14 protein-coding genes are annotated in these 14,323 nt (G+C 52.9%); 3 read left to right on the top strand and 11 right to left on the bottom strand.

Features of this window, described 5'->3' with window-relative positions:
* Nucleotides 1–26 precede the first annotated feature (26 nt).
* The 8 genes from WKT05_RS05780 to WKT05_RS05745 form a co-directional block, all read right to left on the bottom strand.
* Complete coding sequence (locus WKT05_RS05780; protein ID WP_215508148.1) at nucleotides 27–566, bottom strand: NYN domain-containing protein; 540 nt, start codon at nucleotides 564–566, stop codon at nucleotides 27–29.
* On the bottom strand, nucleotides 544–1,287 hold the full coding sequence (rlmB, locus tag WKT05_RS05775) for a 23S rRNA (guanosine(2251)-2'-O)-methyltransferase RlmB (protein ID WP_340413294.1): 744 nt from the start codon (nucleotides 1,285–1,287) through the stop codon (nucleotides 544–546). Before rlmB ends, WKT05_RS05780 begins: the two co-directional genes overlap by 23 nt.
* Nucleotides 1,272–2,045 carry an FAD-dependent thymidylate synthase gene (thyX, locus tag WKT05_RS05770; protein WP_340413293.1) on the bottom strand — a complete coding sequence of 258 codons (774 nt, stop codon included), beginning with the start codon at nucleotides 2,043–2,045 and terminating at the stop codon, nucleotides 1,272–1,274. Before thyX ends, rlmB begins: the two co-directional genes overlap by 16 nt.
* Nucleotides 2,035–2,463 (bottom strand): Mini-ribonuclease 3, encoded by a 429-nt coding sequence (locus tag WKT05_RS05765; RefSeq protein ID WP_251374913.1) that lies wholly within the window; start codon nucleotides 2,461–2,463, stop codon nucleotides 2,035–2,037. Before WKT05_RS05765 ends, thyX begins: the two co-directional genes overlap by 11 nt.
* Nucleotides 2,448–3,839, bottom strand: a complete 1,392-nt coding sequence (gene cysS / locus WKT05_RS05760) for a cysteine--tRNA ligase (RefSeq protein ID WP_340413292.1) — start codon at nucleotides 3,837–3,839, stop codon at nucleotides 2,448–2,450. Before cysS ends, WKT05_RS05765 begins: the two co-directional genes overlap by 16 nt.
* 21 nt (nucleotides 3,840–3,860) lie before the next feature.
* Nucleotides 3,861–4,850: a hypothetical protein gene (locus WKT05_RS05755; protein ID WP_340413291.1), complete on the bottom strand. Its 990-nt coding sequence runs from the start codon at nucleotides 4,848–4,850 to the stop codon at nucleotides 3,861–3,863.
* A gap of 170 nt (nucleotides 4,851–5,020) precedes the next feature.
* Nucleotides 5,021–6,649, bottom strand: a complete 1,629-nt coding sequence (groL, locus tag WKT05_RS05750; protein ID WP_340413290.1) for a chaperonin GroEL — start codon at nucleotides 6,647–6,649, stop codon at nucleotides 5,021–5,023.
* 22 nt (nucleotides 6,650–6,671) lie between these two features.
* The gene (locus tag WKT05_RS05745) at nucleotides 6,672–6,953 is read right to left on the bottom strand and encodes a co-chaperone GroES (protein ID WP_215508154.1); all 282 of its coding nucleotides are present in this window, start codon (nucleotides 6,951–6,953) and stop codon (nucleotides 6,672–6,674) included.
* A gap of 312 nt (nucleotides 6,954–7,265) precedes the next feature.
* On the opposite strand from WKT05_RS05745, the gene nrdD reads away from it, so the two are divergent.
* Together nrdD and nrdG are read left to right on the top strand one after the other, a co-directional pair.
* Nucleotides 7,266–9,425, top strand: coding sequence for an anaerobic ribonucleoside-triphosphate reductase (gene nrdD / locus WKT05_RS05740; RefSeq protein WP_340413289.1), 2,160 nt, complete (start codon nucleotides 7,266–7,268; stop codon nucleotides 9,423–9,425).
* A complete protein-coding gene (gene nrdG, locus WKT05_RS05735) occupies nucleotides 9,426–9,932 on the top strand; it encodes an anaerobic ribonucleoside-triphosphate reductase activating protein (protein ID WP_340413288.1) in 507 nt (168 codons plus the stop codon). It begins immediately after the preceding gene.
* 16 nt (nucleotides 9,933–9,948) lie between these two features.
* On the opposite strand, the gene WKT05_RS05730 is transcribed toward nrdG, so the two are convergent.
* From WKT05_RS05730 to WKT05_RS05720, 3 genes are read right to left on the bottom strand one after another with little or no spacing between them, the layout of a single operon-like run.
* Nucleotides 9,949–10,656, bottom strand: coding sequence for a DUF554 domain-containing protein (locus WKT05_RS05730; RefSeq protein ID WP_340413287.1), 708 nt, complete (start codon nucleotides 10,654–10,656; stop codon nucleotides 9,949–9,951).
* Nucleotides 10,653–11,438 (bottom strand): 8-oxoguanine DNA glycosylase, encoded by a 786-nt coding sequence (locus tag WKT05_RS05725; RefSeq protein ID WP_340413286.1) that lies wholly within the window; start codon nucleotides 11,436–11,438, stop codon nucleotides 10,653–10,655. The genes WKT05_RS05730 and WKT05_RS05725 overlap by 4 nt, the downstream gene beginning before the upstream one ends.
* A gap of 59 nt (nucleotides 11,439–11,497) precedes the next feature.
* Nucleotides 11,498–12,133: a redox-sensing transcriptional repressor Rex gene (locus WKT05_RS05720; protein ID WP_340413297.1), complete on the bottom strand. Its 636-nt coding sequence runs from the start codon at nucleotides 12,131–12,133 to the stop codon at nucleotides 11,498–11,500.
* Between the two features lie 175 nt (nucleotides 12,134–12,308).
* Between WKT05_RS05720 and abc-f the strand changes: the two genes are divergently transcribed.
* Nucleotides 12,309–14,213 (top strand): ribosomal protection-like ABC-F family protein, encoded by a 1,905-nt coding sequence (gene abc-f / locus WKT05_RS05715; protein WP_340413285.1) that lies wholly within the window; start codon nucleotides 12,309–12,311, stop codon nucleotides 14,211–14,213.
* The last annotated feature ends 110 nt before the right edge of the window (nucleotides 14,214–14,323 follow it).

Raw genomic sequence — 14,323 nt, 5'->3', positions numbered from 1 at the left:
CAAAAAACGAGAGGGCTTCCTCTCGCTTAGTTGTCTAATTGCCGCTTTAAATCTTCCAGTTTTTTCTTGTTCTCTTCGTCCATGGCGAGGTAGGCGCCTTTTTTCGTGCGAATGCGATTGGCTTCTTTTCGCGTCAAGGTTTTCGAACGCTTCACCAAAAGCTCCAGCTCTCTGGCGCTAATGCGCTTGCCCCCGCGGGCGAGGATGATCTGTTGCTCCACATAGTCGCTGGTGGCCACGGTGACATCCCGCACCCGGCCCATGGCGGCGATTTCGCTTTCGATGTAGCGATCGGCGGTGACGGTTTCTTTCGTAAAGACGATGTCCATGTGGGGCTTTTTTTCCAAGCTGCCTCCGTTGCCCTTTACCCGATAGGCGTCGAAGACGAGGATGATAAAAATATGCTCCGTGGCGGCGTATTCTTCCAAGAGATCCACCAAAAGGGCCCGCGCCTCTTCCAGGTGCTCGTCGATGAGCCCTTCGAAATCGGACCAATAGTTGATGATGTTGTAGCCGTCGACGAATAAATAGCGGCCGTCTCGTCTATAGCGCCGATGCCTTGCCATGTCGCTGTCTCTTGATGTCGTAGAGGAAAATCGAGGCGGCCACGGAGGCGTTTAAGGAATCGAAGCCCCCGTCCATGGGAATGGAGAGCAGGCTGTCCACGTGTTCCTTCGTTTTCTCCGCCAGGCCCTTGCCCTCGTTTCCGATGACCACGGCGATGGGGCCGGTGAGATCCGCATCGTAGAGGGCGCCCTTTCCGCCGTCGGCGCCGTAGACCCAAATGTTTTTCGCCTTTAAATCGTCGATGGTGCGGTTCATGTTTGTGACCTTCGCCACGATCATGTGGTCCACCGCCCCGGCGGAGGTCTTATACACCGTGGCGTTTACGGCGGCGGCCCGATGTTTCGGAATCACCACGCCGTGGGCGCCCATGGCGTAGGCGGAGCGAATAATGGCGCCGAGGTTGTGGGGATCTTCGATGCCGTCTAAGAGCACGATCAGTGGATCCTCGCTTTTTTCTTCGGCCAGAGCCAACATATCCTCCACGCTGCCGTAGGTGAAGTCGGAAATAAAGGCCACGACGCCTTGGTGATTTTGGCCTCCCGTCATCTCATCGAGGCGGGATTTTTCCCGCTCCTGAACGTAGATGCCCAGCTCCTTGGCGCGGCCGCGAATTTTTTTCATGGAGCCGTCTTTGGCGCCCTTTTGAATGTAAACTTTATCGGGCATTTTATCCAAGGCTTCCAAGACCGGGTTTCGGCCGTAGATCATGGTCGTTTCCATAGTTCCTCCTTATAAAAGGCGCGGATTTCCTTGATTTTTCCGCAGGTCATGGCCCCTTCCGGGCAGGGCCCCGTGACACAGGCAGGCCCCGCTTGTCTGAACACTTCAGGGGCCACGGCGATGACTTCTTTTAACATGGCGAGGGCCATGTCGCGAATTTCCCACTGAGCCCGCATACACAGCCGCATGGTAAAAAAGTGCATCAGGCTTCTGGCATTCATGGTGACGACGATTTTCGTCTCGCAGGCATTGGGAAGCACGTAGCGGGCATCTTCGATGGCGCGCTTTTCCGCTGTGCGGGCCGCTTTCTTTTCTTCCATGCCCCCGGCGACAAGCTCTTTGATATAGGTCGTCTTCAGCTGATCGCTTAACGCTTCGTAGGCCTTGTGGGCATCTTCCATGCTTTGGATGAAGCGGGCCTTGGCGGCTTCGTCTTTTTCGATGGCCTTGGGAATAATGTACTCAAACTGATCCAGACGCACGTAGCGCTGGGATTGTTGGGAGTAGCTGGCCAGGCGGTGGCGCACCAGTTGATGGGTCAAAACCCGGCTCACCCCTTCCACGGCAAAGGTGAAGCTAATGTGTTCCATGGGCGAGGCGTGGCCCATGTCGGCGAGCATGGCGACGAAGCGAGCAATTTCCGCCTCGTCTAATTTCTCTTCGATGCCATCGACCCCCACCGGGGAGTAGCAAAGTTTGGCCGCTTTGGCGATGGTGGCCGCCCCGTCCGGGGTGTATGCAATGAGTTTAACCTTCATTTTCCCATATCCTCTCAATTTCTTTAAAGTATTCCAAAAGCCGCACCGTGTTTCCCGAACTGTACAAATAGCCGATTAAACACTCAAATCCCGTGGCCCTCCTATAATCGGCCACGGAGGCATTTTTCGCCGTGGTCTTCGGGTGGGCGTTGCGCCCGCGGCGAAAGACGGCGGCCTCTTCTTCCGTGAAAAAATCCTGCAATTCTTCGGCAAGGGCGGACTGAGCCGACGCCTTCGCCCGCTTCGCGCTCGCCCGATGAAGGCGGGCCACCTTTTCGTTTCGGTGAAGGATCCGGCTTCTGATAAAGAGTTCGTAAACGCAATCCCCTATGTACGCAAGAACGAGGGGATTTTGCCCCCTCGCCTCGTCTTCCGTCCACATAGGTGCGGAAAAATATCCTCTTAAATCCTCTTCCACAAAGTGCCCTCTCTCGTGTCTTCGATGGCGATGCCTTTTTCGAAGAGTTCGTCGCGAATGGCATCGGCCCGGGCGAAATCTTTGTTGGCGCGGGCGGCCTTCCTTTCTTCTAACAGGGCTTCGATTGCGCTGTCTTCGTCGGCTTCTTCCCGGCGATACAAAATGCCCAAGACCCCTGCCAGTTCCATAAAGGTGTCGTAGGCCAATTGCAAGCTGTCTTTCTTCGGCCCTTTGGCGATAAAGGTGTTAATCTCTCTCGCCAAGGTGAAGAGGGCGCCGGTGGCGCGGGCCGTGTTCAGGTCGTCTTCCATGGCCGCCATAAATTCTTCTTTTTCGCGGCTGACGGCGCCGTCGAAATCGGCGTCTTTCCCCGCTTCCATGTCGCTCTTTAAAAGCTGTTCCATGTGATCCCTGACGCCGTAGAGCCGGTCCAGACCCGCCTTGGTTTGTTCCATGGCGTCGTAGGAGTAGTTAATGGGGCTGCGGTAGTGGGCGCTTAAAAGGAAGAAGCGCAGCACTTCCAAGTCGAAGACATTGGCCACTTCACGCACCGTAAAGAAGTTGCCCAAGGACTTGCTCATCTTCGTGCCGTCGACGGTAATCATGCCGTTGTGGAGCCAGTAATTGGCAAAGGTCTTGCCCGTTAATGTTTCCGATTGGGCGATTTCATTTTCGTGGTGCGGAAATTGCAAGTCTTCCCCGCCGGAGTGGATGTCGATGGTTTCGCCCAGCAGGGTCTTGGCCATGACGGAGCATTCAAGGTGCCAACCGGGACGGCCGTCGCCCCAGGGGCTGGCCCAGAAGGGTTCCCCTTCTTTTTTGCCCTTCCACAGGACAAAGTCGCCGGGGTTTTTCTTCGCGCTGTTGACTTCGATGCGGGCGCCGCTTTGCAGCTCGTCGATGTTTTTACCGGAGAGCTTGCCGTAGCCCTTGGCCTTGGTAATGTCGAAGTACACGTCGCCGTCGGCGGGATAGGCCGCGCCTTTTTCCACGAGGCCCGAAACAAATTCCAACATGGGCTCGATAAATTCCGTGGCCCGGGGATTAATGGTCTTGTAGGTGTAGAGATTCAACCCGTTGGCATCTTGCATAAACTCGCCGATGTAGCGATCGGCCACGTCGAAGACCGTGGTGTTCTCGTCCTTGGCCCGATTAATCAACTTGTCGTCGATGTCCGTAAAGTTGACGACGAAATCCACGTCGTAGCCTTTATAGATAAAGTAGCGGCGCAAGGTATCGAAAACTACCAAGGGGCGGGCATTGCCCACGTGAATGAAATTGTAGACCGTGGGGCCGCAGTTGTACATGCGTACCTTTTTTTCTTCGAGGGACTTGAATTCCTCTTTTTGTCGCGTCATGGAATTAAATAATTTCACGTCTATCCCCTTTCTTTCGCCTTAAATGTCGAAGTAATAGCTGTTTTCCAATTTATCGTGAATGGCGGCCAACAGATTGTCGTAGTCCTCGTCTTGAATGAAGAGGACGTCCAGATCGCGCTTTCTTACGCCGTCGCGAATGCGCTTCACATCCGCAGGTTGCACGGAATTCAGATACACCAGCGCCAAATCCGCGCCGTCTAAATTGCTTTCGATGCTTTCCTTGGATACCTCGCCGACGTGGACCACGTCGCTTCCCGCATCCTTCAGGGCATTGATTTGCTCCGTCACCACATCGCCTTTGCCGAAGACGCTGAGCTGAAGGTGTTCGAGAAATTCATCGTCGTCCACCGGCGCCAGGTCGTTGTCGTAATCCGTGGTAAGCACATTCTCGCCGTCCATATTGTGGATCCAAATGACCCGGCCCCCCTGGGGATCCCGTTGCCAATAAGCGTAGTCCACAATATCGCCTTCGCCTACATTTAAATTGCCCAGGCTCACGTCTTCCAAATTAATGCGCAGGCTGCCTTCTTCCCCTTCGCCTTCGATGTAGAGGCCGCGGAAGTCGGAATCGTAGAGCACCCGTGCGTAGGGAATCACCCGCCGTTCGCTTTCCGGGGTTTCTTCGGCTTTTTGCAGAAGTTCGTAATTATAAATGTTTTTCAGATGGTTGTTGTTATACACCTGTTTCACTACTTTGGCGCGAACTTCATCGCCTTCGCCGATGTTTTGCAGGCGCAAGACTTTTTCCGGAATAAACACATTGTCGTCGCCTAAGGTGCCGCCGCCGAGGCGGAGGCGAACACGGCCCACGTAGTAGTCGTCGTCATTTGCGGAAATTTGCGGCGCTTCCGAGTAGGTGGTGTCCGATTCGATGTCGTAGAGAAGCTCCATGAGGTCGAAGAGCTTTTCTATGCGGCCCCGGCGCTCGAAGAGATTCTCGCCGGTCATGCCGTCGATGCAGGTTTTCATTTCACTTTTAATTTCGTTTACCATATAGTTTTTGTTCATTTGTTCTTTCTCCATTTCTACATTTTATCTTCTCTATTTTATCACGTCCCGCCCTTTATCTCCACCGCAGGGAGCATTGTCTATGCTTTTTATGGGAATTCACAAATTTATAATGGCTTATAAAAAAATCCCCTTACCATGGTGGTAAAGGGATTTTGTGTTTGAGCTGATTACATCATGCCCATGCCGCCGCCCATGCCGGCTGCGCCTAAATCGGGCATGTCTTCTTTAATGTTGGCCACAGCGGCTTCCGTGGTGAGAAGCATGCTGGCCACGCTGGCTGCGTTTTGCAGGGCACTTCTCGTAACCTTGGTGGGATCCACGATGCCTTTTTCGATCATGTTCACGTACGTGCCGTTGTAAGCATCGTAGCCGACGCCGGGTTTTTCGCCCTTGACGTGTTCGACGATGACGGAGCCTTCGGCACCGGCGTTTTCCGCGATTTGACGAAGGGGTTCTTCCAGTGCGCGGAGAATAATCATCATGCCGGTTTTTTCGTCGCCTTCGCCTGCCTCGGCCAATGCTTCCACGCAGCTGATGCAGTCGACGAGGACCACGCCGCCGCCGGGAACGATGCCTTCTTCGACGGCGGCACGGGTGGCTGCCAGGGCATCTTCGATGCGAAGCTTGCGTTCTTTGAGTTCGATTTCCGTGGCCGCACCGACTTGGATGACGGCGACGCCGCCGGAAAGTTTGGCCAGGCGTTCTTGCAATTTTTCCCGATCGAATTCGCTTTCCGTTTCTTCCACTTGGGCGCGAATTTGGCCGATGCGTTCGTCGATGGCGCTTCGATCGCCGGCGCCGCTGACGATGACGGTCTTGTCTTTTTCCACGCGGACTTTTTGTGCCTGGCCCAGCATATCCACGGTGGCTTCTTTAATGTCCAAGCCCAAGTCTTCGGTAATCACCGTGCCGCCGGTTAAAATGGCGATGTCTTGAAGCATGTCTTTTCTTCGGTCGCCATAGCCCGGTGCTTTGACACCGACCACATTTAAGGTGCCGCGAAGTTTGTTGACCACCAAAGTTGCCAAGGCTTCCCCTTCGATGTCGTCAGCGATTAAGAGGACGGGGCGGGATTCTTGAAGCACTTGTTCCAAGACGGGGAGAATGTCTTGAATGTTGGTGATTTTCTTATCGGTAATTAAAATGTAGGGATCGTCCAATTCGGCGACGCGCTTTTCCGGATCGGTGACCATGTAGGGGCTCAGGTAGCCGCGGTCGAATTGCATCCCTTCCACGACATCCAATTGGGTGCCCATGGAGCGGCTTTCTTCCACGGTGATGACGCCGTCTTTGCCTACTTTTTCCATGGCTTCGGCAATAAGCTCGCCGATGCGTTCGTCGGCGGCGGAAATAGCGGCCACGCTTGCGATGGCATCGGAGTTGTCTACGGGCACGGAGAATTTCTTTAATTCTTCCACAATGGCGTCTACGGCCTTTTTAATGCCCTTTTGAAGGACCATGGGGTTGGCACCGGCGGCCAGGTTCTTCAAGCCTTCGCGAATAATGGCTTGGGCAAGAAGGGTGGCGGTGGTGGTGCCGTCGCCGGCGACGTCGTTGGTCTTGGTGGCCACTTCTTTTACCAGTTGTGCCCCCATGTTTTCGAAGCGATCTTCTAATTCGATTTCGCGGGCGATGGTTACGCCGTCGTTGGTAATGAGGGGTGCGCCGAATTCTTTATCGAGGACGACGTTTCTGCCCTTGGGCCCCAAGGTAACTTTTACCGTATCCGCTAATTTGTTAATGCCGCCGACGAGACCTTCACGGGCGTCTGCGCTGAATTTAATTTCTTTTGCCATAGTATCTCCTACTTTCTATTACTTAGTTTAATTTTGCCAGCAGGTCTTGGTATTTTAATACGATGACGGTTTCGCCGTCCATTTCCACTTCGTTGCCTGCGTATTTACTGTAGATGACTTTGTCCCCTTCGGCGACATCGCAGTGAATGTCTTCGGAATTTTTTAATTCCTCGCTCACGGCGATGACCGTGGCCACATTGGACTCTTCTTTTGCCGTATCGGGCAAGACGATGCCGCTTGCCGTGACGTTTTCTTTCTCTATTTTTTGAATTACAACACGTTCACCTAATGGTTTAATGGTCATGATGTGCCTCCTGAAATAATATTAGCACTTGCACTAATCGAGTGCCAGCTTTCTCTATTATGATACCACAATTTTAAAACTTGTAAACCGTTTCAGGTGATTATTTCTCCTAACCGTCGAGCGTCCGGCCGGTTGGCACCCATTTTCACATTCTCAAGTACACACTACATATAGATAATTTTCCCAAACATCTTCCATTTATCTCCCATATGTAGTATAATCGTCTCGCTTGGGCGACAGCGCCCACTAATCGTAAATGAACACCCGAAGGGGGTGTCGAAAAAGCAACAGTGATCTTATTCGGAGGAAAAAATGAGCAGTTTAAGGATTATTAAGCGCAACGGCGAATCCGTGGATTTCGACGGATCGAAAATTGTCGTGGCCATTGAAAAGGCCATGCACTCACCTACGGGCTATTTCGTGGAAAATCAGGCCGACTTGGTGGCAAAGGAAATCGAAGACGAAATTTTACACCACGATTTATCTTCCACGGTGCTTCAAGTGGAAAAGCGTGTCTTCGAAAAATTAATCGAGAAAAACAACATCGCCACGGCCAAGGCCTATGAGTCCTACCGTTCGGTGCAATCCTTTAAGCGGGAAAACAACTCCACCGACTCCTCCATCGAAAGCCTTTTAACTTATTCCGATGCGGATTTAATGGACGAAAATTCCAATAAAAATGCCGTGGTCGTCTCCACTCAGCGGGACCTCATCGCCGGGGAAGTGTCGAAAGACATCGCCCGCCGCCGCATTCTCCCCACGGACATCGTCACGGCCCACGACTCCGGCGCCATTCACGTCCACGACATGGACTACTACATTCAGCCCATGTTCAATTGCTGCTTGATCAATTTGGAAGATATGCTGAAAAACGGCACGGTGGTCAACGGCAAGATGATCGAATCGCCGAAGAGTTTCCAAACGGCCTGCACCATTACCACGCAAATCATCGCCCAAGTGGCTTCCGGTCAATTCGGCGGTCAATCCATTAACGGCATCGACCGCATCTTGGCGCCCTACGTGCGCCGAAGCTACGAAAAATACCTAAGCGCCTCCATTTCCGAGCAGCTGGACATTTACGGCATGGAAAAAGCGGACATGGCCATGGCGGAAAAAGTGGCATGGAACCGCACGAAGCGGGAAATTAAATCCGGTGTGCAAACCATTCAATACCAAATCAACACCCTCATGACCACCAACGGCCAAGCGCCCTTCGTCACCTTGTTTATGTACTTCGATCCCGAAAGCGACTACGCCTACGAGGCCTCCCTCATTACGGAAGAAATCCTTCGCCAACGAATCGACGGCATTAAAAACAAACAAGGGGTCAAGGTCACGCCGGCTTTCCCGAAACTGATCTACGTCCTCGACGAACACAACATCCACGAAGACAGCCCCTACTACTACCTCACCCGCCTCGCCGCCACCTGCACGGCAAAGCGCATGTACCCTGACTACATTTCCGCCAAGAAAATGAAGGAAATCTACGAAGGCAATGTGTTCTCCCCCATGGGCTGCCGCTCCTTCCTCTCTCCCTGGAAAGACGAAGATGGCAATTACAAATTCGACGGCCGCTTTAACATGGGCGTCGTGAGTGTGAACCTGGCACAAATCGGCATCTTGGCAGGCCACGACGAAGAGGCCTACTTCGAGCTGTTAAACAAGCGTCTTGAGCTGGTGAAAAAAGCCCTTTTGATTCGCTACGAACGCCTGAAGGAAGTCACCAGCGACGTCTCCCCCATTCACTGGCAAGACGGCGCCATCGCCCGCTTAGAGCCCGGCGAAAAAATCGCCGATTATTTAGAAGGCGGCTACTCCACCTTATCTTTGGGCTACATCGGCCTCTACGAAGCCACCAAATGCGTCGTCGGCACCTCCCACACCACGAAAGAAGGCCACGCCTTCGCCATGCGCGTCATGCACGCCATGCGTGATGCCGTCGACAGCTGGAAGGCGGAATCCGGCCTGGGCTTCGCCCTCTACGGCACCCCGGCGGAATCCTTGACCCACCGCTTCTGCTCCATTGACAAAGCCACCTTCGGCGACATCGAAGACATTACGGACAAGGGCTACTACACCAACAGCTACCACGTCGACGTGCGGGAAGAGATCAACGCCTTCGACAAATTCGATTTCGAAAGCGAATTCCAAAAAATCTCCACCGGCGGCTGCATCAGCTATGTAGAAATCCCGAACATGACCAACAACATCGACGCCGTCATGACCATGATCGGCTACATTTACGATCACATTTCCTACGCGGAATTTAACACGAAATCCGACTACTGCCACGAATGCGGCTTCGACGGCGAAATTACCGTCAACGACAGCGGCGACTGGGAATGCCCCCAATGCGGCAACAAAGATCGCACCAAGCTTACCGTCATCCGCAGAACCTGCGGCTATTTAGGCGAAAACTTCTGGAACGAAGGCCGCACCAAAGAAATCGACGCCCGCGTCCTGCACATTTAAATGGACTACGGCAATTACGCGCAAATTCGGCCCCTGGATGTGGCCAACGGCCCGGGCATCCGCGTGTCGGTCTTCGTCACCGGTTGCAGTCGAAAATGCAAAAACTGTTTCAACGAACTCTATCAGGATCCCGCCTACGGCGAGCCCTGGACCGATGAGACCACGGAAACATTGATTAAGTATTTAAGCCGCCCGGAAGTTGCGGGCCTCACCCTTTTAGGCGGCGAACCCATGGAAAATACCTGGCTACGACGGGTTTTAGCGGATGTAAAAAAACAAATCCCGACCTCCGTGTGGATTTATTCCGGCTACACCTTCGAAGAGATCCTCGCCGATCCCGAAAAAGTGAAGCTTCTCGAATCCTGCGACGTTCTCGTGGACGGGCCCTTTGTGGAGGCGAAGAAAAACTTAAAACTCGCCTTTCGGGGCAGCGAAAACCAACGCATCTTGGACATCCCCAAGAGCCTAAAAGCCCATACAGCCATAAAAAAAGAGAGAGACGAGTGAGTCTCTCTCTTTTTTCTTAGTACATGAAAAAGCCCATGGCGGCATGAATGAGGATGACGACGACAAAGGCGGGAAGCATATTGGCGACTTTCAGGTCTTTGATTTCCAAAATGCCGAAGCCGATGGCGAGAATCATAATGCCTCCGACGGAGGTTAAATCGGCGAGCAAAACATCGCTGATGTAGGGTTCCAAAAAACCGGACATAAGGACCAGGGCGCCTTCGTATAAAAAGGTGGGAATCGCCGACAGGGCGACGCCGATGCCCAGGGTGGAGCCGAAGACCAAGGAGGTCATGCCGTCCAACACGCTCTTGATCATGAAGGTTTCGGTACTTCCGTTCATCCCCGCCTCAATGGCGCCGATAATGGCCATGGAGCCGACACAAAATAAGATGGAGGATTGGATGGCGGCGGTCATGGGGCCTTCTCCAGTCACCTCGCCTCCGGACCGCGCCGCCAGGCGGCTATCGATTTTTTCACCGAAGCGACTGAAGGCGCCGTCGATATCCATGGCGGCGCCGATGCCCGTGCCGATGGCAAGGGACATCATGACGATGATGAATTCATGGGCCTTTAGGGCCATTTGAATCCCCATAATCATGACACTTAAGGGAAGCACCAATAATACCTGCTCCTGAACGCGGGTAGGGATTCGATTGCCTATGAATTTACCCAGTATCGCCATGATGGCAATGGCCAGGGCATTGGTAATGACACCGATCATAACTTCCTCTTTTCTCTTTCGCTTAAAAATAATAATTGCTGAATGTAGCCGGCATCGTCGCCGAAGCGGCTCGTGGCATAATCCGATGCCGCTTGTCCGTTTTTGAAATCGCCGAAGCGTGCCATGGCTCTGGCGATCCACACGTCCACGGGAAAGGCGTCTTTTTTTCCGTAGCCAAAGAGCAAAATGCAATCCGCCACCTTGGGCCCCACCCCTGAAAGCTGCATCAGGTAGGTCTTTGCTTCATTATACGCTAATTCACGAGGCCGATGTAAGTCGAATTTTCCCGCGGCCACCAAGCGGGCCGTTTCGATTAAATACTTGTCCCGATAGCCCGCCCCGAGGGCTCGGAGCGCATCCGAAGACAGGCCTGCCATCACTTCCGGTGCAGGCAAGCTGTAGGCGGTGAGGCCTTCCGCCTCCGCCAGTTTCTCGCCGTAGTTTTTCGACAGATCCAAGACGCTTTTTTGAATGCGAAAGAGATTGTTGTTGGATGAGAGGATAAAGCCCACAATGGCTTCCCAGGGATCCTGTTTTAAAATCCGAAGCGGTAAATAGGGCGCGAGGTCCTTTAAGTCGTCGGCACTTTGCACCAATCGGGCGGCCCTCTCGTAATCGTGGCCCTCGTCGAAAAAGATGCCGCAGGCCTTTTCATCGCCTCGGGTCAGCTCGCCTTCTTTAAGAAAAAATGCGTCACTTCCGTTGACGGCACAGAGCGTGCCCCCGGCCTCTTCCCAGTGGTGGAACTGGCCGCTTTTTATGGTCATGACCGGATCAAACACAGGCGCCTCCTTTCAAAAAAATAAGAGCGAGGCATTTGCCCGCTCATAAAATCGTCGACCTAACGCTCGCTTTCGGTCAGGTAGTAGCTTAATGTTAAAAGGCTGTCGGTGAGACGAATGTTTTCCACAACCACGGTGTCCGGCGCTTCCAAATCTTCCGGTGCGAAATTCCAAATGCCGCGGATTCCCGCCTCGATCAGGCGATCGGCAATGGCTTGGGCGCCTTCTTTCGGTACGGTTAAAATGGCGACTTCCACTTCTTTATGGGCTTCCATAAATTGTTCCAGCTCGTCGACGGAGCGAACTTCGTGATTGCCCACGGTGGTGCCGATGACCCGCTCGTCCCGGTCGAACATGGCCACGATTTCAAAGCCGCTTTTCAAAAAGCCCTTGTAATTGCTGATAACCGAGCCCAATCGACCGGAACCGATAAGGATGGTTTTGTAAATTCTGGGAATCCCCAATATGTTTTCTAATTCCGTCTTTAAAACGGCCACTTTGTATCCGTAGCCTTGTTGGCCGAATCCGCCGAAATTATTTAAGTCTTGACGAATTTGCGACGCCGTAAATCCCGTTAAATCACTTAATTCTTGGGAGGAGATGCGATCTTCGCCACGATCATCTAATTCGATTAAGTATCTATAATATTTCGGAAGCCTTCTTATGACGGTTTCTGAAACCTTACCTTTACGCATAGCCAATAGTATCACCTTTCGCTCTTTCTATTTTTAAGAATGTTACGAATTTATCTAATTCTATGAACTAGTATACAAAAAAAATCATCGCTTGAAAAGCCTTATTCCACGATTTTCCCGACTTTTTCTCCCCGTCCTTTTCTGCTATGATGTTTTTATGAAGGAGGAGAGGCACTTGGCAATCGTATCGGCACAAGGTTTGGAGAAGACTTTTTACATCGACCCCATTTTAAAGGACGTGGGATTTTTAATCGAAGCGGGCGAAAAAATCGGCCTCATCGGAAACAACGGCAGCGGAAAAACCACCCTTATGGCCATGTTGGCGGGAGAACTCACGCCGGACGGGGGAAGTATTTCCACCACCAAGGATTTGGAGGTGGGCTATTTGGCCCAACACGTGGCCGTGACCGAAGGGGCCAGCATATACGACGAGTGCATGGCCTCCTTTCAGGCGGTAATCGAGCTTGAAGAAAAGCTCCGCGCCATGGAGGTGGAAATGGCCCATCTGGAAGGCGAGGCCCTGGAAGAGCACATCGCCCGCTACCAGGTGTTGGTTGATCGCTACGAAAAAAGCGGCGGCTACAGCCGGGAGAGTGCCGTCACCGGCGCCCTGCGCGGCCTGGGTTTTTCCGAAGAGGAAATGCATATGCCGGCGGAAAATCTTTCCGGGGGCCAAAAATCTCGCCTGGCGCTGGCCAAACTCCTTCTCCACGAGCCGGATCTCCTTCTTTTAGACGAGCCCACCAACCACCTGGACATGGATTCCATCGCCTGGTTGGAAAAGTTTTTAAAGGCCTTTAAAGGCGCCGTGGTGGTCATCAGCCACGACCGCTACTTTTTAGACGCCATTGTGGATCGCATCCTCTTTTTAAAAGACGCTGCCCTGAAAAGCTATCAGGGAGACTACACCAATTTCGTCCGCCGCAGACAGGAAGAGGAAGATCAAATGCGCCACGCCTACGTCATGCAGCAGAAGGAAATTAAGCGCCAAGAGGAAATGATCAAGCGCTACGCCTCCTGGAACCGGGAAAAAAGTGTGCGTGCCGCGAGAAGCAAGCAGAAGCAATTGGACAAAATGGAGCGTCTGGAAGATGTAAAGGGCGAAAAAAACCTGCTCCTCTCCTTCGCCCCGGCCACGGAAAGCGGCCGCGACGTGCTCCATATCGAACATCTCTCGAAGTCCTTTCCCACAAAGCCCTTGTTCGACGACGTCACCTTTCCCATTTACAAAGGGGAACGGGTGGGGCTTATCGGCCCCAACGGCATCGGAAAGAGTACCCTCTTTAAAATCATCATGAATGAACTTGCCCCCACATCCGGCGAGGTGCAAATGGGAAAGGGCGTGACCATCGCCTATTTCGATCAGGAAATGAAGACCCTGGACGAAAACAAAACCGTGGCGGAAGAGCTCTGGGACCGCTACCCGAAGCTGGACCGCTTTCAAATTCACGCCTACCTGGCCCGCTTCCTCTTTACCGGCGACGATTTGGACAAGCGCATCGGCGATCTCTCCGGCGGGGAGAAGGGGCGTTTGTCTCTTTTAATCATTATGCTCTCAGGCGCCAATTTCCTTCTCCTCGACGAGCCCACCAATCACCTGGACATTGAAAGCAAGGAATCCTTGGAGGCGGCGCTGAAGGATTACACGGGCACCATCCTTACCATTAGCCACGACCGCTACTTCCTGGACCGGGTGGCCACGAAAATTGTCTGCCTCTCCGAGGAGGGCACCTTTATGGTGGACGGCGACTACACCTATTTCCTGAAGAAGTGGGAAGATGCCCACAAAGTGGAGGAAGAGGAAGAGGAGATTACCAAGACCCAAATCGTAAAGGAAAAGAAGCGGTCGCGGGAGGAACAAAAAGAAGCCCGCCGGCGAAAAAAAGCCCTGCGGGACACGGAGGCGGAGATCCACGCCCTGGAGGCGGAAATCGAAGCCATGGACGCCACCTTGGCGGATCCCGCCACCTACGACGACCACCGGGAGGCACTGGCGCTTTCCCAAAAGCGGGACAGCGCCCAAGAGGAATTAGACGCCCTCTACGACGATTGGTTTGCCCTCTCGGCGGAAGAGGAATAAAACGGCACAGATGTGTCGTTTTTTTATTTAAATCGAAAAAACAGACCCTGAACGGCGGACAAAAGAAAATTTTTATTTTAATGGTATTCACTTTCCCTTTCTTCCCTTTT

It is taken from the genome of Peptoniphilus sp. HCN-40583 (assembly GCF_037892835.1).
Lineage (GTDB): Bacteria > Bacillota > Clostridia > Tissierellales > Peptoniphilaceae > Aedoeadaptatus > Aedoeadaptatus rachelemmaiella.
This window is presented reverse-complemented; position numbering and strand designations above follow the sequence as displayed.